We start from the raw sequence: 18,468 nt of genomic DNA, 5'->3' as shown, positions 1-18,468 counted from the left end.
CTTACGTCGCTCCTACAACTGAGGTGCGGCTTCCTATCGCGGCTGAAGCCGCTCCTACAAAGGCACGACGCGCCTAGCGCCCGTCGTCGATGCGCAGCGGCCCGGTCGGTCCGTTCATGCGGAACGGGATGGATTCGAGCCGCATGCCCCGGTTGACCTGCACCGCGAAGTGCAGGTGCGGCCCGGTGGTGAAGCCGGTGTTGCCCGACAGCCCGATCTGCTGGCCCGTGCGCACTCGCTGGCCCACGCGCACGTACGCGCCTTCCGGCTGCAGGTGCGCATACAGCGCCATGGAACCGTCGTCGTGGACGATGCGCACGAAATTGGCGCGCCCGCCGAAGGCCTCCCGGTCCAGCCCGGCACGCTGGAAGTCGGACTCGACCTGCATCACCACGCCTTCGCGCGCTGCCAGCACGGGCGTGCCTTCCGCGGCTGCGAAATCCACCGCGTACTGGTTGGCGGGGTCGTCGTGGCTGAAGCGGCCGCCGTAGCCCTGGTCGACGCGGATCCTGTACTGCTCCAGCGGCAACCGGTACTCGACGTCGCGCGGCCGGGCCGCCGGGTCGCCCGGTACGCTGTCCATGTGCAACTCGAAGCGGCCACCGCGGGTGGGATCGGACGTGGCCAGCTGTGCGACCAGCGCGCTGGAACCCGGCTGCAGCAATGCCCCCGTGGGCAGCGCCGGGCGGCCGGCGATGTTGTCCTGGTGCTGGAAGCGTACCCGCACCTCGATCGGTCCCGACAGGCGGTTGTCGGCCCACGCCAGGTAGCGGCTGCCCTGGTTCTCCACCCGCAGCTGGGCGATGGCTCCGGGCTCGAACTCGACCGGGATGACCGTCACCGCAACCGCCTCGGCCGCCGGCAACTGGTCGCCGTACTGGGTGACGCCGTCGGCGTCTTTCCAGCGGTAGATCTTGGCGGCCTCCACCGGTGCTGGCCAGCCAATGGCAAGCAAGAGTGCGGCGCAGGCGATGCGGGGGAAAGGCTGGGCCATGGCGGTCTATTCCACGCAGCCGCGATCGAGGTCCAGGCCGTCGACCACCCCGCGCAGGTCGAACGCCGCCACTGCACTGTCGGCGTGCACCGCATAGAGCACGCCACCGGGGAATGCGCGCGTGGGCGCGGCGTGCAGCGCGATCCCGTCGGTGTAGGACACCGTTTCTCCGCGGAAGCTGCCGGCCGGGGTCAGGTCGCCACGCTGGAACAGGTGGAACTGCGCCAACGGCATCAGTTGGTCCACCGCGACCCAGTAGCCGCCGTCGTCGGGGCAACTCCACAGCGCGATGCCCTCGGCTTCGGCGCCGAAGCCGGCACCGGGCAGGCGTCGGCCGGTGGCGCTGCCGTCCAGCCGGTATTCGTAGAGCGTGGACCGGTGCCGGCGGTCTTCGTCGGCAACCAGCAGGCGCCCGGTGGCCGGGTCGCCGGCAATGGATTCGACCATGCGCAGTGCGGTGTCGGGTTGCGTGCTGCCGAAGCTGCCTGCCGGGTGTGCGGCCAGGCGTCCCGCGCCATCGAGGCTCACGCGGTACCGGCGCACGCGCTGGTCCAGTTGCGACCACGGCGGCACCACGTCGAAACGTTCGCCCAGCATGAAACTGTCGGTGACGAAAACCTCGAGCTCGCCGGGCGCGGTTTCATGCAGCCACAGGCCGTACGGGCTTTGCAGCTCGGCATGTCCGAACTGGCCGACCGGCTCGAAGCCGGGCAGCGACAGCACCTGTACCCGGCGGTTGTCGCGCTCGACCACGAACAGCAGGTCCCCGTGCACGGCGATGCCGTTGGGGCGGTTGAATTGGCCCGGCTCGGTGCCGCGCCCGCCTACGTCGCGCAGCCACCGTCCGGTATCGCCGTCGAAGACCTTCAGCCGGTGGCTCGCCTTGGCGGTGGCGATGACCCACAGGCCGCCTTCCACGGTCGGCCATGTGGCCAGCGAATCGAGTTCCTCGCCGGCATAGGCGGCTGACACGAACGACTCGCGCACCGCGACCGCGGATGCATCGGCCACGGGGGTAGGGGCCGGGGAGGCCGCGGGGCTGCTGGCCCTGGGAGCTGCGGCGCGCGGGGGGAGGCCGGAACAGGCGGCCGCCGCCAGCAGGGTGATGCACAGGGCGAGGGGACGAAGGGAATGCAGGGTCATTACCGAAGTGTATTCGCCATGGGCGTGACGGGTCCTGCCACGAGTGACCGATGCAATACATCGCTTAATCCGCATGAAGCGATTGACAGCCCCGGCATGGCACGGGCAGACTGCGCCGCATCCATCGAGACCGGCAGAGGGACAGGCCCTTTGAAGCCGGGGCAACCCGCGCAGCGCAAGGCTGCGCCAGGTGCCAAATCCTGCGACGACCCGCGGCTGCGCGGACCGTCGGAAGATGGACGCGATACCGCCGGGCATGGGCCCGTCGCGTGTTGTCGTCCGCTCGGTGGCCCCACCGCTGCCACGGATGACCACCGCCATGACCCTGACCGCCCGAGTTGCCCCACCTCCCCGCGAGACCTGCGACGACCCGCCCTCGCCACCGGACACCGCGCCAGTCGCCACACTGGGCAGCACCGGCCTGCTGCTGCAGCTGCGACATGGCGGCCCGCGCCTGGTCAACCTCCGCCATGCCCGGCTCGGACAGGTGGACGCGCCGGTGGTCGTGGTGGCCGGCGGCATCTCCGCGGGTCGCGACGTGGATCGCTGGTGGCATGCGCAGGTGGGCCCTGGCCGGGCGATCGATACCCGCCGCGTGCAGGTGCTGGCAGTCGATTGGCTGGGCAGCGATGGTGCGCTGGACGTGCCGCTGGATCCGGCTGACCAGGCCGATGCGATCGCCTCGCTGCTGGACGCGCTCGGTATCGACGCGCTGGACGCCTTCGTCGGCTGCTCGTATGGCGCGCAGGTGGGCCTGCAGTTCGCCGCCCTGCACGGTGCGCGGGTGCGAAAGCTGGTCGCGATCAGCGGCGTCCACCGCGCCCATCCCTACGCCAGTGCGTGGCGTGCGCTGCAACGGCGGGCGGTGGCTTTGGGCGCGCTGCAGTGCGACGACGCGCACGGATTGGCGCTGGCGCGCCAGTTGGCGGTGCTGGGCTACCGGACCCCCGAGGAATTCGCCACCCGCTTCGGTCCCGCCACGGTGCGCGAGGGCCGCGTCCGGGTGGCTGCGGAGGACTATCTCGACCACTGCGCCGCCGGCTATGTGGCGCGCACCCCGGTGACCGCTTTCCTGCGCCTGTCGGAGTCGATCGACCTGCAATGCGTCGACCCGGAACGGATCACCGTGCCCACAACGGTGGTGGCGGTGGCGGACGACCGCCTGGTCCCGGTGGCGCAGGCCTACGAGCTGGTCGAGCGCCTGCGCGGCGAGGTGCGCCTGCACGTGCTGCGCTCGCGCTATGGCCACGACGCGTTCCTGAAGGAGGACGCTGCCATCGGACGGGTGCTTGCCGATGCCCTGCATGGCATGGCAGCAGGCATCGCCCGCGAAGGAGCACCGGCATGAGCGCGCAAACCGGCTTCAACCCGGCCACCACCGCGGTGCGCGCCGGCATCGACCGCGACCCGGCGTTCGGCGCGGTGACGCCGCCGCTGGTGCTGTCGTCCAATTTCAGTTTCGAGGGATTCGACTGCAAGCGCCACTATGACTACACGCGCAGCGGCAATCCGACGCGTGACCTGCTGGGCGGGGCGCTGGCCGAACTGGAAGGCGCCGCGGGCGGGGTGGTCACCGCAACCGGCATGGCCGCGATCGCGCTGGCGCTGCACGCACTGCTGAAGCCCGGTGACCGTCTGGTGGTGCCACACGACGGCTATGGCGGCAGCTGGAGGCTGTTCACCGCGCTTGCGGCCAGGGGCGCGTTCGAACTGCTGACCGTGGACATGACCGATCCGCTATCGCTGGGTTCCGCCCTGGGGTTGGGACCGGCGGTGGTGTGGATCGAAACCCCGTCCAACCCGTTGCTGCGAATCACCGACCTGCGGTTGGTGATCGAGGCCGCGCACGCGGCGGGCGCGCTGGCGGTGGTCGACAACACGTTCCTTTCCCCCGCGCTGCAGCGGCCGATCGGCTTCGGCGCCGACGTGGTGGTGCACTCCACGACCAAGTACATCAACGGCCACAGTGACGTGGTCGGTGGCGCGGTGCTCGCCCGGGACGCCGCCGTGCACGAGCAGCTGGCCTGGTGGGCCAACTGCCTGGGCCTGGCGGGCGCGCCGTTCGACAGTTTCCTGACCCTGCGTGGCCTGCGCACGCTGGACGCACGCCTGCGCGTGCACCAGGCCAACACGACCGCACTCGCGTCGCTGGTGGAGGGCGACGGCGCGGTACGTGCGCTGCACTATCCGGGGTGCAGCTCGCACCCGGGACACGCGGTGGCGGCGCGCCAGCAGCGCGGCTTCGGGGCGATGCTCAGCCTGGAGCTCGAGGGTGGCGAGGCGGCGGTGCGCGCATTCCTGGACGGGCTGCGATGCTTCACCCTGGCCGAGTCGCTGGGCGGCGTCGAAAGCCTGGTCGCACATCCGGCAACCATGACCCATGCCGCGATGTCGGCGGAGGCGCGCGCGTGCGCCGGCATCGGCGACGGGCTGCTGCGCCTGTCGGTCGGCATCGAGCACGAGGACGACCTGTTGGCCGACGTCGAGGCCGCGCTTGACCGTGCCCACGCGGCGGCACGCGCCACCCGCGGGGTGGCCCGATGAGCGCCCGGGCAGGATGCGTGTCGGGACGGTTTGCGTCGCCGCACGTCCCGGCCCGCATCGCGCTGCTGGGCGTTGGCAACGTGGGCGCCGCACTGCTGCGCAGGATCGGGGAGCGGCGAAGCGACGGATGCGGCGATCCGCTGTCACTGGTGTACGTGGCCGACTCCAGGCATGCGGCGCGGCTGTGGCGGCCCTCGGCTGTCGAGGCGGACTGCGAAAGCGCCGGCTTGGACCCACACCCGCCCCGCGAACGCGCTGCCCGGCTCGTCGAGCCGCTCCAGCCGGGACCGGGCGAAGAGGTGGCGCTGGCCCCCAGCGATCCCACGCAGGTGGCGCGCGCGCTGGCGGACGGCGGGCAGCAGGCACGCCGGATCGTCATCGACGCCACCGCCAGCGACACGGTCGCATCCCACCACGCCCGCTGGCTCGGGCAGGGCATCGACGTGGTGACCGCCTGCAAGCTGGGCCAGGGGACGTCGCTGGACCGCTGGCGCCGGATCCAGCGGGCCCGCACCGAGGGGGGCAGCGGCTACGGCGACAGCGCAACGGTGGGCGCGGGTCTCCCGCTGTTGCGGACGATCCGCGCATTGCGTGACGGTGGCGACCGCATCCATGCCATCGCCGGTGTGCTGTCGGGTTCGCTGGCATGGTTGTTCAACCATTACGACGGGCTGCGTCCGTTCTCCGGTTTCGTGCGCCAGGCGCGCCAGGCCGGGTTCACCGAACCCGACCCGCGCGAGGACCTGTCGGGCGAGGACGTGCGTCGCAAGCTGCTGATCCTGGCGCGTACGTCGGGGGTAGAACTGGAGACGGGCGACGTCACGGTACGGTCGCTGGTGCCCGACGTGCTGGCGCGGCTGTCCGCCACTCACGTCGACGCGGCGCTACCGGTGCTTGACGGCCCGCTGCGCACGCGCTTTGCCGAGGCGTGGAAGCGGGGAGAGCGCTTGCGGTTCATTGCGCGGCTGCAGAACGGACGGGGGCGGATCGGGCTGGAGTCGCTGGGCGCCGACGACCCACTCGCCGGCGGCAGTGGTACCGACAACCGCGTGGCGATCTGGTCGGACCGCTACCCGGACCAGCCGCTGGTCATCCAGGGGCCGGGTGCGGGCGCCGGGGTGACGGCCGCCGCGCTGCTGGACGACGCCTTGGCCCTGGCCCGGCGGCTGCCGGGCGCCTGATCCGTACGAACGGGCAGGACTCAGCCCTCGGCGGGGGTCGGGGTGGCGGCATTGCCCACCACCGCAGGCGACCCCACCAGGGCCAGCCTGCCCTCGGCCAGCAGCACCTCCGGGCCCGCCTGCAGGGCCTGCAGGAGGTCCTCTTCGGGCGTGGTGTCGGTCGGGCGGAACGCGGCCCAGCCGTCGCGGCCGCGGGTCTTGACGAAATACAGCGCCTGGTCGGCCATCTCCACCAGGGTCTCCCAGCTGCCGACCCCGCGCCGCCCGACGAACAGCGGGTATTCGGCCAGGCCGACCGAGCAGGTCAGTTGCTGGCTCTGGCCGTTGCCCAGGTCGAACGTATGCTCGGCCACCGCCGCGCGCAGGCGCTCGCCAAGTTGCGGCACGTGCGAGGCGGGCATCGGGCGGAACACCAGCAGGAATTCCTCACCGCCCCAGCGCACCACGTAATCGCCGCTGCGGACCAGCGCGCGCAGGATGCCCGCGAACTGTTGCAGCACCAGGTCACCGGCGCGGTGGCCGTGGGTGTCGTTGACGGCCTTGAAGTGGTCGATGTCGACCAGCGCGAACACCATGACCTTGCCCTGGTCCGGGCCCTGGCGGATCTGGCGGTCGTAGTACGCCAGGTCGGCCGGAATCTGGCTGGCCATGTAACGGCGGTTGCGCAGGCCGGTCAGCGGGTCGGTCTGGCTGGCCTCGCGCAGGCGTTCGTTGGCCGCGGCCAGCGCCTCGGTGCGCTGCTGGACCACTTCCTCCAGCGCCCGGCGCTGGCGACGGTGGCGGCCCTGCAGGTGGTGCACGCCCAGCCCCAACAGCGCCAGCGCCAACAAGGCCACGGCGATGGCGAACGCGCGCGTCTCGTAGACTTTCGGTTCGATCGAGAACGACAGCCGTGCCGGCGCCTGGCTGGCAGTGCCGGTGTTGTTGAGGCCGCGGACCTCGAACACGTAGTCGCCCGGCGGAAGGTTGGTGTAGCGCGCGCTGCGATTGGCCAGTGGCGCGGTCTGCCAGTCGCGGTCGTAGCCTTCCAGCCGGTACTCGACGGTGTTGCTGCGCGGGTCCTGGAAACTCAGCACGGTGAATTCGAACGTGATGTCGCGCGCGGTCACCGGAAGCTCGGCGTTGGCCAGCAGGTGCGCGGGCCACCAGTCACCGTCGGCCATCACCCGTTCGATTTCCACCGAAGGGGGCACGGTGTTGGGCCGGATCGCCTGGGTGTCGAACGCGACCACGCCATCGCGCGTGGGCAGCCACAGGGTGTCGCCACGCAGGAAACCCTTCGAGGTGCCGGCGCCATTGCAGCAGTAGCCCTGCTGCCCGCTCATCGGGTCACCGCGCTCGTTGAGCAGCATCTGCCCGCGCACGCGCGGGATGCGCCGCTCGGCAAGCGCCGCCAGGTCTTCCACGGGAACCCGCACGATGCCGCGGATGCCCGCCACCCACAGGTATCCGGCATGCTCCATCAGGGCGAAGGGGGAGTTGGCCGGCATGCCCTCCTCGGCAGACAGCCGTTGCCAGTGGCCCTCATGCTCGAAGTACACGGCCTCCGAAAGGGCCCCAACGACCAGCCGGCCATCGGCCATGCGCTTGATCGCGGTGATGTCCAGGCCGTCGGTCAGGCCGCTCTTGCGGGTGAAGCGGGTGCCGTCGAACTCGAACACGCCCGACTGGCTGCCGACCAGCAGGGCGCGCGGGCCATCGACATACACGAAGCGGACGCGGGGGTCCTCGAGGCCGTCTTCCTCGCCCCACCGCTTCAGCGCCGTGCCGTCGTGCTCGAACAGGCCGTCGCTGGTGGCGATCCACAGGTGCCCCTCGCGGTCGCGAACCAGCCCGTTGATCTGCAATTCCGCCACCGTGCCGGCCCAGTCCGGTTGCCTCACCTGTCCGGCGGCAGGCCCACCATGGTCGATGAAGGCCACGCCACGCCGGGTCCCGATCCAGAGCCGGTCGCGCTCGGCCAGCAGGTTGTAGCCCTGCGGGTGCGGCAGCGCCTCGCCGCTGGCGACCGGCAGGAACCGGCCGTCCTCGAGCACGCTGACGCCATCGTTCTGGCCCACCCAGATGCGGCTGCCATCGGGGTCGGCCGCCACCGACCACACGATCGGCCCGGGCAGGCCTTCGGCCGTGCCATAACGCCGGGTCCAGCCATCGCGCAGGCGGATCAGTCCCTCCCACTGGCTGCCCAGCCAAAGATTGCCCTCGCGGTCTTCCAGGCCCGTGCGCACACCGGCGACGCCGCCGGGTCCGGACGCGGGGACGAACTCGGTGGGGCCATCGGCACGGATCCGGGCCAGTCCCGCATCGCCACCGGCCCACAGGTTGCCGTCGCTGTCGGCGAGCAACAGGTCAACGGGCACGCCGTTGAGCTGCGGCACCGACGCTTCCTGGAAGCCGGCTACCGCGTGGGCGGCGGCATTATCGGGGGTGGGATCACCGACCGGGCTGCCAAACGTGCCGTCCCGATCCACGAACAGGCCCACCGCGGTGGCCGCCCAGAGGCGCCCATGGGCATGCGCCAATCGATTGACGGGGGCGTCGCTGGCGGCGGCCGGCAGCCGTTCGCGCCGCCACTGGCCGTCGGCGGGGAAATACACCGCACCGTGCCCGCCAACCGCCCAGCGACCCTCCGACCACGCCAGTGACAATGCCGGGGCAGGGCTGCCGGCCAGGGGGTGCAGCACGTGGTCGCGAACCTCGAACACACCGGCGTTGGTCGCGACCCAGATCGTGCCCGTGGCGTCCTCGGCCACCGCGTTGATGTCCAGTTGCGGCCATTGCGTGGCATCGGCCGCGGGGACCGCTCGGAAATCGCGACCGTCATGGACCGCCAGGCCCTTGTAGCTGCCGATCCAGATCCGACCGTCCCGGCCTGAGTGCAGGGAGCGGATCCAGATGCCGGGCAGCTCGGGCTCGTTCTCGGGCGTGAAGGCCTGGAACTTCACGCCGTCGAAGCGCGCCAGGCCTGCCTGGGTGCCGACCCAGATGTAACCGCGCCCGCCCTGGGCGATCGCAACCGCGCTGATCTGGGGCAGGCCTTCTTCGATCGACCACGTGCTGCGCACATAGTGGTGGAAGGTCTTGTCCGGCTGCAGCGCAGCTACCGGCGGGCTCCACACCAGCAGGGTGGCGAGCGAGGCGAGCAGGCAGAGGGTTCGGACGAGTGACACATCGGGCTCCGGGCAGGGCTTCAACCGGGTGAGGCAAGAACCGTGCCCCGGCCGTCACGATCAGTGACCACGATCAGTGACGCGGGGCTCCGCCGGCGCCGGACGCGTGCCGGCCCGGCGAGCATGGTCCTGTCGGCGTCCCGCCGCCGTCAACGGCAGGTCGCCCTCAGCACTCGATGACGTTGACCGCCAGCCCGCCGCGGCTGGTTTCCTTGTACTTGTCCTTCATGTCGTTGCCGGTGTCGCGCATGGTCTTGATGACCTTGTCCAGCGACACCTTGTGCTTGCCGTCGCCGCGCATGGCCATGCGGCTGGCGTTGATCGCCTTCACCGCACCCATTGCGTTGCGCTCGATGCACGGGATCTGCACCAGCCCGCCGATGGGGTCGCAGGTCAGGCCGAGATTGTGTTCCATGCCGATCTCCGCCGCGTTCTCCACCCGCGACGGACTTCCGCCGATGGCGGCGGTCAGGCCCGCGGCGGCCATCGAACAGGCCACCCCGACCTCGCCCTGGCAGCCGACCTCGGCGCCGGAGATCGAGGCGTTTTCCTTGTAGAGGATGCCCACGGCGGCGGCGGTCATCAGGAAGTCGCGCACGCCCTGCAGGTTGGAGCCGGGTACGAAACGGTCGTAGTAGTGCAGCACCGACGGGATGATCCCGGCGGCGCCGTTGGTGGGCGCGGTCACCACGCGGCCGCCTGCGGCGTTCTCCTCGTTCACTGCCAGCGCGAACAGGTTGACCCAGTCGAGCATCGTCAGCGGGTCTTCCACCGCCGCCTCCGGCCGCGCCTCCAGCTCGGCCAGCAGGAGCGGTGCACGACGGGTGACGTGCAGGCCACCGGGCAGGGTGCCCGGCGAGCGGGTGCCGCGATCCACGGCCGACTTCATCGCCGCCCAGATCTCGTCAAGTCCCGCGTCGATTGCCTCGCGGCTGCGCCAGACCTGCTCGTTGGCGTACATCAGCTGGGCGATGGTGATGCCGTTGTCGTTGGCCCGCGCGATCAGCTCGTCGCCCGAAGCGAACGGGTAGGGCACCGCCGTGGTATCGGCGACGATCCGGTCCTCGGCGGCCTCGTCCTGGTTGACCACGAAACCACCGCCGACGGAGTAGTAGTCGCGCGTGGCAATGACCTCGCCGGCCGCGTCGTAGGCGGTGAAGCGCATGCCGTTGGTGTGGAACGGCAGCTTCTGGCGCTTGTTCATGATCAGGTCGTGTTTTTCGTCGAACCCGATCCGGTGCCGGCCCTGCAGCCGGATGTGCTTCTCGCCGCGGATGCGCGCCAGCGCATCGGGGATGATCTCCGGGTCGATCTCGTTGGGCCAATGGCCCTCCAGCCCCATCAGCACCGCCTTGTCGGTACCGTGTCCACGCCCGGTCAGGGCGAGCGAACCGAACACCTCGGCGCGCACGCGGGCGGTGCGTTCAAGGTCGCCGTTGTCGACCAGCCAGCGCTCGACGAAGCGCGCCGCCGCGCGCATCGGACCCACGGTGTGCGAGGAACTCGGCCCCAGGCCGATCTTGTACAGGTCGAAAACGCTGACGGCCACGCGGTGCTCCGGGTACGCCCTGATGCGGTGGGGGTGCACGGCCGGTCGGCCGCAACGGCCGCTATTCTACGCGCCCGTGCCGGCCGCCCCGCCGTACGCACACGCATCGTGGACCGCGCTCCGTGACCGATCCCGAACTCGCTGAAGCGCCCGGCCTGGTGCTGTTCCAGCGTGATGACTGCCACCTGTGCGACCTCGCGCTGGAGGTGCTGGCGGCCGCTCGCGCGCCGGAGTTCGAAAGCGTGTTCATCGATGACGACGCGGTGCTGGAAGACCGCTACGGCCTTCGGGTGCCGGTGTTGCGCGATGCAGGGCGGGGCGCGGAACTGGACTGGCCGTTCGACGAGGCGCGGCTGCGGGGGTTTCTCGGGGGCTGAACGACCTGCACGATGTCTGCGGAGTTCCGCTTCATCGTGGGAGCGACGTGAGTCGCGAGCACCTCCCGTCCCGGAGGGCTGCGCGGTCGCGACTTACGTCGCTCCTACCAGCGGGGCCGGGGTGCGTTGGGAACAAGACGGGGGAGCAACGCGGAAGGAGCATCGCGGCTGAAGCCGCTCCTGCATTGGGCGGGGTATTGGTTACTTCGCCGGCTGCAGGTTGACCCGCGTGCTGATGGCAACCGCGTCGGGCAGCAACCCGGTATCGGCCCAGTCGCCGCCACCCACGTCGTGCGCCAGCCGCGACACGGTGGCCCTGCCTGCCAGCACCGGGCGGGCGCCCGGCGTCCATTCGAAGGTGAAGGTCACCGGCTTGCCGACCCCGCGCAGCTGCAGCGTGCCGTCGGCGGCATAGCGGTTCGCGTCCAGCTTGCGGAACCCGCGTGCGCTGTAGCGCGCTTGCGGGAAGCGGGCGACGTTGAAGAAGTCCGCGCCCTGCAATGTCTCGTCGCGCTCGGTGTTGTCGGTATCCGCGCCCGCCAGGGCGATGGTGACGTCCAGCGAGCCGTCCTGCGGACGTGCGGGATCGAAGCTGATGCGCGTGTCGAACGAGGCGAATCGACCGACGAAGACTTCGCCCTGGTACTCGGTGGCGAAGGTCAGCACCGAGCCGGGCGCCTGCACGTAGTCGGCGGCATGCGCCAGCGGCGCGGCGAGCAGCGCCAGTGCGGACAGGGCGAAGGCCTGCGCGCGGGCGGGGCGCGATGATGTCGGGGACGACGATGTCATGGGGGGCTCCGGGTCAGGCCTGCGGCGGGCGACGCCCCGGCAGCATCCGCCGCAGGGTCGCGTCTCCCAGGAACAGGTGATGGTAGAAGGCGGCACCTGCATGGAGCACTACCAGCGACAGCAGCACCCAGAAGCCGGCCTTGTGCAGCGAAAGGGCGGCCTCGCGCAACGCCTCGTCGCTGCCGGCAAGCGCCGGCAGGTTGAACAGGCCGAAGAACTGCAGCGGATAGCCGGCCGCGGAATTGAACAGCCATCCTGTCAGCGGCATGGCGAACAGCACGGCGTACAGCAGGGCATGCGTCAGCGACGCGATGCGTTCCTGCCAGCGCGGAGAGCCGGGCACCGGTGCGGGCGTTCCTGCATAGAGTCGCCATGCCAGCCGGATCGCCGCCAGCACCAGCACCGTCAAGCCGAATGACTTGTGCAGCGCGTAGATCTCGATCTTGCGCGGCGTGTTGGGCATCTCCGTCATCAGCAGCCCGGCCGTGGCCAGCCCGACGACAAGCACCACGACGGACCAGTGCAACCATTGGCTGGGCCAACTCCAACGCTCGTCTGTATTCCTGAGGGTCACTGCGTACGCATCCCGGGATCGGGCGGGGTGTGGGAGGCGTCCGGGCCTTCGTCGCCACCCTCGCCATCAGCCCCGTCGTCGCCCTCGCCGTCGCCGTGCGGGGGCAGGCCGGGGCGCGACGGGGCGGGCTCCGGCCCGAAGACCGACAGCGCGTCGTCATCGCGCGTGGCTTCGGCCTCGATGCGCAGCTGCACTTCATCGCCGATCACCGACGTCCACGCGTTGATGCCGTAGTCGGCGCGGCTGAGCGTGGCCGTCGCCGAAAACCCCGCGGTGCGCCGGAAGGGTGGCAGCGGATGGCGCTTGAGCGCGTTGAGGGTCACGTCCATGCACAGGGGTCGCGCCACCCCTCGCAGGGTGAGCTCGCCACAGGCACGGGCGCTGTCGGCATCGACGGCGGTGACTTCGCTGGATACGAAGCGGGCCTCGGGGTGGCGCTCGGCATCAAGCAGGTTGCGCGCCAGGGTCGCGCGGTTCCAGGCATCGTCGCCCAGGTCGATCGCGGCCATGGGCACCCGCACGTCCAGCCGCGTCCGCCCCCAGTCATCGGGGTCGAACAGCAACGCGCCGGTGCTGCCCGACACCGTGCCCAGTGCGTCGGAGAACCCCGCGTGCCCCACCGCGAACATCACGCGCGTATGCACGGGGTCGATCGCGTAGGCCTCCAGCTCACCAGCGCCGGCCGATGACGCAGCCAGGGCGGCAAGCACGAGGAGGGGAACGGGACGGCGGACTGGACGCATCGGGTCTCCAGCGGGGTCGGGGCGGCCAGCCCACGATACTCCCGCGGCGACGATGAACCGTGCAGGGCGGTGCAACGCTGCGTGTCCCGGTTGCACGCGGCGGCCCGATCCGGGAGGCTATCGCACCGCACCGGCAGGACGCCGCTGCGCGCGGCACCGCCGCGCCACACACCTATGGAGCGGGTGGCATGCGAAGCAATCTTTCCCCGAACCCCGGCGGCTGGCGGGTGCGCGCGTGGCGCTCGCCACTCTTCATCGTCCTGCTGCTGGCAGCCATGCTGGCCCGTGCCGCCGGCCCGGATGCGCCGCGTCCGCGCATCCTGGGCGTCGCCGACGGCCTGCCCTCCAGCAACGTCAACGGCCTGGCACGCGACCGCGAGGGCTACCTGTGGCTGGCCACCAGCGACGGCCTGGCACGCTACGACGGCGTCGAGGTGCGCACCTGGCGCCACGATCCGGAAATCCCCGGATCACTGCCCGGCAACTACGTCACCGCCGTCCACGTCGACACGCACGACCGGGTCTGGGTGGCGATCGAAGGCCGCGGACTGAGCGTGCTCGACCGCGACCGGCAGGGCTTTTCGCACCACCGGCGCGGGACGCATGCGGTGATGGGCAGTGACGAGGTCTGGGCACTTGCCGGGCATGGCGGAGCGTTGTGGTTCGGAACCTACGACGGCGGGCTGCACCGCCTCTCCGATGGCGGGCGCATGACCCGCCACATGCCGCGCGACGGGGATGCGCGCAGCCTCCCGGCGGCCACGGTGCTGGCGCTGGAGCCCGATGCGGGTGGCCGGCTCTGGGTCGGGACCACGCGCGGCCTGGCGTACTGGACCGGCCGGGACTTTGAACGGGTCCCGCTGCCGGGTCCCTCGACCGCAGCGGTGGTGTATTCGGTCAGCGCCGTGGACGACGGGGTGTGGGTCGGCGCCGCCACCGGCGTGTTCCGCCGCGACGCCGCGGGACGCTGGCACACGCCGGCGTGGTCGCCGATGTTCGCCACGCCCAACGGCGTGTTCGACGTGGTGGGCGATGGCGAAGGCGGCCTATGGATCGCGGCGGCTCGGCAGCTGTGGCGCCGCCCCGCGCGCGGGGTGCCCGGACCGGTTCCGCTGGATACCCACGGCCCGGTACGCCCCGTGTTCCAGCTGCTGGCCCAGCCGGGCGGCGGGCTGTGGGTGCCGGTAGCCGGCAGTGGCCTGGGCTACCTGCGCGCGGGATGGGGCAGGCTGGCCCACTACACGGCGGGCGGGGGCGCGCTGTCGGACACCCTGTACCGCGCCATCGTCCCCACCAGCGACGGTGCATGGCTGGTCGGGTACGGCGGGGGCATTGACCGGTTGCAAGGCGATGGACGGGTAGAGCCGTTGGACGCGCGGACGCGAAAGGCCCTGGAGGGCGTGCAGCCCATGTCGGCTGCGCTGGACGCACGCGGGCGCCTATGGATGGGGCAGCGGTCCGGCCTGACCCGGCTGGATCCGGTATCGGGCCGCGTGCGCCGTTGGCGGCTGGGCGCGGCGGACGCCCCGTTGGACGGTGCCCTGACCCAGCTCGCCTCGGCCCCGGACGGCACCCTGTGGGCTGCGTTCGCTGGCGCGGGCCTGCAGCAGCGCGACGACACCGGTCGGGTGCTGCGCACTTTGCCCGCTGGCAGCCATGGCCTGGGCGCCAGCGATGTCGAAGCCATCGCGTTCGACCCTGCCGGCCGGCTGTGGCTGGCGGACGCGCGCGGGCTGGGTCGCTGGGACCCGGCACTTGGCCGCTTCGTTCGCGACGAAGGCCTCCCCGCCGGCGATCGCGTGTTCGCGTTCGACTTCGACGCACGCGGCGCGGTGTGGCTGCAGCATCTGCGCGGGATGGAGCGCTTCGAGCCGGGCGGCGCCGGATGGCGGCGCACGCACCGCATCGGCGTGGATGGCGGCATTCCTGCGGTGGAAGGGTCCGGGTTGCGCGTCGATGGCCGGGGCCGCGTCTGGCTGGCCACCCTTCGCGGGCTCTACCGATGGGACCCGCTGCAACGCCGGGTGCGCCACTTCGGGCTTGACGACGGCCTGCCCAGCCAGGAATTCGTGAAACGCGCGCTTGCGCTGGACAGCCACGGCCGGTTGCTCGCGGCCACCGCGGATGGGGCGGTCGTACTCGTGGATACCTCCCAGCCCGATCCCGCGCCGCGCGTTCCGCCGCTGCGCGTGCAGGCGGTGGACGTACGCCACGCCGGCGGATGGCAGTCGGTGGTCCCACCATCGGCCGGCGGGATCCACACGCTGCCGGCGGACACCCGCGAGCTGCGCGTGCAACTGCGCCTGCTCGCATTCGAAGCGCCCGCGGGAAACCGCTACGAGTCACGCCTGGACGGCTATGACGCCGCCTGGCTCACGCAGGGTCGAAGTGCCGAACGCGTGCTGGCGGGGCTCGGTCCGGGCCAGTACACCCTGCATGCGCGAGGGGTGGACGCGCTGGGCAATCGCTCGCAAACCCGATCGGTGCGGTTCCGCATCCTGCCGCCGTGGTGGCGCAGCCATTGGGCGATGGCGGCGGCGCTGATGCTGGTGGCATTGGCCGTCGGCGCCGCCTGGCGCGCACGCCAGCAGCGCAGGCGTCGGCGGCGGGCATGGGCGACGGCACAGGAGGAGCGGCGGGTGGCCCAACGCGCCTCGGAGGCCAAGAGCCGGTTCCTGGCGAACTTCGGGCACGAGGTGCGCACGCCGATGACCGGGGTGCTGGGCATGAGCGAGCTGCTGCTGGACTCGCCGTTGGATGCGAGCCAGACGGCCCGGGTGCAGTCGATCCGCCAGGCCGGCGAGCACCTGTTGCGGCTGGTCAACGACGCACTGGACCTTGCGCGCATCGAGGCCGGGTGCACGCCGCTGGAATGCCGGCCGTTCGACCTTCATGCGCTGGTGCGCGAGGCGCATTCGCTGATGGCGCCGCTGGCAAGCGGTCGCGGGCTGGCGCTGCGCATGGAGCTGGACGGCGACGTCCCGCAAGCAGTGACAGGGGATCCCAAGCGGATCTGCCAGATCCTGCTCAACCTGTTGGGCAATGCAATCAAGTTCACCGAGCGGGGCGAGGTTGCCCTGCGCGTGGGGGCGGTGGCGGGCGGGGTGCGTTTCATCGTGACCGACACGGGCCCCGGCCTGGGTCCGGACCAGCTGGCACGACTGTTCAAGCGTTTCTCGCAGGCAGGCGGCGAAGCGGCCTACGGCCGGCATGGGGGTAGTGGTCTGGGCCTTGCCATCAGCCGGGAGCTCGCCGCGGCGATGGGGGGTGGTATCCAGGCCGAGAGCGAGCCCGGCCACGGCAGCCGGTTCATCGTCGAACTGCCGCTGCCCAAGGCGGTGATGCCCGAGGTGGAGGCCGTCGCGCCAGCGTGCCCTGCGGGCGGGCGCGACATCCTGCTGGTGGAGGACGACGTGACTGTCGCCGAGGTCCTGCTCGGCCTCTTGCAGGCCCAGGGCCACCGGGTGCGGCATGTGGCGCATGGCCTGGCAGCGCTGGTGGAGGCCACACGCGCGACGCCGCAACTGGCCTTGCTGGATCTGGACCTGCCCGGCATGGACGGGCTGGCACTGGCGCGCCAGCTGCGCATGCACGGCTACACGGGTCCGCTGCTGGCGATCACCGCGCGCGCCGATGCCGATGCCGAGCCGCAGGCGCGTGCGGCCGGGTTCAACGGCTTCATCCGCAAGCCGGTGAGCGGCGCGATGCTGCGCGAGGCCGTTGCGTCGGTGGCGGGAGGGGACGCGGCAACGCCACGATCCACGCCGCGCCCCGCGGTCGCAGGCGAATGACGGAGCCCGCATGCGTGCCCGCGCTTGCCGGGTTTGCCCGCGGCGCCTGTCGGGATGCGAGGCGCGTGCCGTCGCCCTGGCGCTGGATCAGCGCGCGCTGAGTTCGTGGACGGCGTCGACCAGCACGGCGACGCTGTCGGGGTCCATGTCCGGCGACATGCCGTGGCCGAGGTTGAACACGTGCCCGTCCAATGAACCGCCATTGCCTTCGCGGTAGCTGTCCAGTGCGCGCCCCACTTCGTGGCGGATCGCCTCGGGCCGCGCGTACAGCGTGACCGGGTCAAGGTTCCCCTGGATCGCGACGCGCCCGCCGGCGCGTCGTGCCGCCTCGCCCAGGTCGATCGTCCAGTCCACGCCCACGCCCTGTGCACCGGTGGCGGCGAGCTCATCGACATAGGCGCCGTTGCCCTTGCCGAACAGGATCAGCGGCGCGGCGTCGTCACCCTCGCCGCGGGGCAGCTCGCGCGCGATGCGCTGCATGTAGCGCAGCGAGAACTCGCGGTACATCGACGGCGACAGTACGCCGCCCCAGGTGTCGAATACCTGCATCGCCTGTGCGCCGGCCTGGCGCTGCGCATCGAGGTAGGCGATCACCGCGTCGGTGGTCACCTCCAGCAACCGGTGCATGGCCGCCGGGTCGTTGAGCGCGAGCGACTTCACCCGCGCGAAATCCTTGCTGCCGCTGCCCTCGACCATGTAGCAGGCCAGCGTCCACGGGCTGCCGGAAAATCCGATCAGCGGCACCGCACCCGCCAGCTCGCGGCGGATGGTTCGCACCGCGTCCATCACGTAGCGCAACTCCCGGTCCATGTCGGGTACCGCCAGGCGGGCGATGTCCTCGGCCGAGCGCACCGGGTTCTTGAATTTCGGCCCTTCGCCTTCGACGAAATACAGCCCAAGCCCCATCGCATCGGGCACGGTCAGGATGTCGGAGAACAGGATCGCCGCGTCCAGCGGGTAGCGGCGCAGCGGCTGCAGGGTGACCTCGCACGCCAGCTCCGGGTTGGTGGCCAGGCCCATGAAGCTGCCGGCCTGCTTGCGGGTGGCGCGGTACTCGGGCAGGTAACGCCCGGCCTGGCGCATCAGCCATACCGGCGTGCGGTCGACGGGTTCACGGCGCAGCGCGCGGAGGAAGCGGTCGTTCTTGAGGTGGCTCATCGGGTGTCCGGGTGGGGTTACGGAAGTGCGTGGCAGCCGTCGCTGGCGAGACAGATCCAAATTGGAACAGGCGGTGCAGGCCATCCATGGCCGGACGGCACGGTCGCGGGTGGCCCGTCGACGGCGCCGGTCACGAACGCCCGGGTTCGCCCTGCGTGAACATCAGCTGGAACCCGCGCTTGAGCTGTGCATCGCGCGCCTGCTCGAGCGCGGCGAACGCGCTTTCGCGGTCCAGGAACTGCTCGCGCCGCAATTGGCTGCGTCCTCCCATCAGGCCGGACTCGCGCACCAGCGTCCACCCGCCCAGCAGGTCGGGTTGCAGCATCAGTTGCACGAAGCGCGGCGCCTCGGGGCCATCGGGCCGTTGTTGCATGAGCAGTCGCATGGGGCGGGGATTGTAGCGGCTGGGGGCAGACGGGCGTCGCGCCGACCGTTGCCGGGTTCCTCCCCGGGAG

The 18,468-nt window shown here is 71.2% G+C and carries 14 protein-coding genes and 1 riboswitch; of the genes, 5 read left to right on the top strand and 9 right to left on the bottom strand.

Translation table 11 applies throughout. The features are described from left to right. Positions 1–73: 73 nt before the first annotated feature. Both ACJQWL_RS04775 and ACJQWL_RS04770 read right to left on the bottom strand, forming a co-directional pair. The gene (locus ACJQWL_RS04775; RefSeq protein WP_330967467.1) at positions 74–994 is read right to left on the bottom strand and encodes a peptidoglycan DD-metalloendopeptidase family protein; all 921 of its coding nucleotides are present in this window, start codon (positions 992–994) and stop codon (positions 74–76) included. Between the two features lie 6 nt (positions 995–1,000). Then, complete coding sequence (locus ACJQWL_RS04770; protein ID WP_330967468.1) at positions 1,001–2,005, bottom strand: phytase; 1,005 nt, start codon at positions 2,003–2,005, stop codon at positions 1,001–1,003. 250 nt (positions 2,006–2,255) lie between these two features. Next, positions 2,256–2,379: riboswitch (SAM riboswitch) on the top strand. Between the two features lie 77 nt (positions 2,380–2,456). Here ACJQWL_RS04770 and metX point away from each other — a divergent pair. From metX to ACJQWL_RS04755, 3 genes are read left to right on the top strand one after another with little or no spacing between them, the layout of a single operon-like run. Then, the gene (gene metX / locus ACJQWL_RS04765; protein WP_330967469.1) at positions 2,457–3,485 is read left to right on the top strand and encodes a homoserine O-succinyltransferase MetX; all 1,029 of its coding nucleotides are present in this window, start codon (positions 2,457–2,459) and stop codon (positions 3,483–3,485) included. Beyond that, positions 3,482–4,681, top strand: coding sequence for a cystathionine gamma-synthase (metB, locus tag ACJQWL_RS04760; protein WP_330967470.1), 1,200 nt, complete (start codon positions 3,482–3,484; stop codon positions 4,679–4,681). Before metX ends, metB begins: the two co-directional genes overlap by 4 nt. Beyond that, positions 4,678–5,862 (top strand): homoserine dehydrogenase family protein, encoded by a 1,185-nt coding sequence (locus tag ACJQWL_RS04755; protein WP_330967471.1) that lies wholly within the window; start codon positions 4,678–4,680, stop codon positions 5,860–5,862. Before metB ends, ACJQWL_RS04755 begins: the two co-directional genes overlap by 4 nt. Before the next feature lie 20 nt (positions 5,863–5,882). On the opposite strand, the gene ACJQWL_RS04750 is transcribed toward ACJQWL_RS04755, so the two are convergent. Continuing rightward, the gene (locus ACJQWL_RS04750) at positions 5,883–9,032 is read right to left on the bottom strand and encodes a diguanylate cyclase domain-containing protein (protein ID WP_330967472.1); all 3,150 of its coding nucleotides are present in this window, start codon (positions 9,030–9,032) and stop codon (positions 5,883–5,885) included. A 166-nt stretch (positions 9,033–9,198) separates the two neighbouring features. Then, positions 9,199–10,581 carry an L-serine ammonia-lyase gene (locus ACJQWL_RS04745; RefSeq protein ID WP_330967473.1) on the bottom strand — a complete coding sequence of 461 codons (1,383 nt, stop codon included), beginning with the start codon at positions 10,579–10,581 and terminating at the stop codon, positions 9,199–9,201. Between the two features lie 155 nt (positions 10,582–10,736). Between ACJQWL_RS04745 and ACJQWL_RS04740 the strand changes: the two genes are divergently transcribed. After that, entirely contained in the window at positions 10,737–10,958 is a 222-nt protein-coding gene (locus ACJQWL_RS04740; protein WP_330967637.1) for a glutaredoxin family protein, read from the top strand. A 201-nt stretch (positions 10,959–11,159) separates the two neighbouring features. Here the strand turns inward: ACJQWL_RS04740 and ACJQWL_RS04735 are convergent, their stop codons facing one another. The 3 genes from ACJQWL_RS04735 to ACJQWL_RS04725 are packed head-to-tail and all read right to left on the bottom strand — an operon-like array spanning position 11,160 to position 13,064. After that, the gene (locus ACJQWL_RS04735; protein ID WP_330967474.1) at positions 11,160–11,747 is read right to left on the bottom strand and encodes a YceI family protein; all 588 of its coding nucleotides are present in this window, start codon (positions 11,745–11,747) and stop codon (positions 11,160–11,162) included. Between the two features lie 13 nt (positions 11,748–11,760). Next, complete coding sequence (locus ACJQWL_RS04730; RefSeq protein WP_330967475.1) at positions 11,761–12,321, bottom strand: cytochrome b; 561 nt, start codon at positions 12,319–12,321, stop codon at positions 11,761–11,763. Further along, a complete protein-coding gene (locus ACJQWL_RS04725) occupies positions 12,318–13,064 on the bottom strand; it encodes a YceI family protein (RefSeq protein WP_330967476.1) in 747 nt (248 codons plus the stop codon). Before ACJQWL_RS04725 ends, ACJQWL_RS04730 begins: the two co-directional genes overlap by 4 nt. Positions 13,065–13,252: 188 nt before the next feature. On the opposite strand from ACJQWL_RS04725, the gene ACJQWL_RS04720 reads away from it, so the two are divergent. Next, positions 13,253–16,855, top strand: a complete 3,603-nt coding sequence (locus ACJQWL_RS04720; RefSeq protein WP_330967477.1) for a hybrid sensor histidine kinase/response regulator — start codon at positions 13,253–13,255, stop codon at positions 16,853–16,855. Positions 16,856–16,942: 87 nt separating this feature from the next. On the opposite strand, the gene hemE is transcribed toward ACJQWL_RS04720, so the two are convergent. After that, complete coding sequence (gene hemE / locus ACJQWL_RS04715) at positions 16,943–18,013, bottom strand: uroporphyrinogen decarboxylase (RefSeq protein ID WP_330967478.1); 1,071 nt, start codon at positions 18,011–18,013, stop codon at positions 16,943–16,945. Positions 18,014–18,143: 130 nt separating this feature from the next. Further along, positions 18,144–18,398 (bottom strand): WGR domain-containing protein, encoded by a 255-nt coding sequence (locus tag ACJQWL_RS04710; RefSeq protein ID WP_330967479.1) that lies wholly within the window; start codon positions 18,396–18,398, stop codon positions 18,144–18,146. Positions 18,399–18,468: the final 70 nt, after the last annotated feature.

The organism is Novilysobacter viscosus, assembly GCF_046600715.1.
GTDB classification, from domain to species: domain Bacteria; phylum Pseudomonadota; class Gammaproteobacteria; order Xanthomonadales; family Xanthomonadaceae; genus Lysobacter_C; species Lysobacter_C viscosus.
This window is presented reverse-complemented; position numbering and strand designations above follow the sequence as displayed.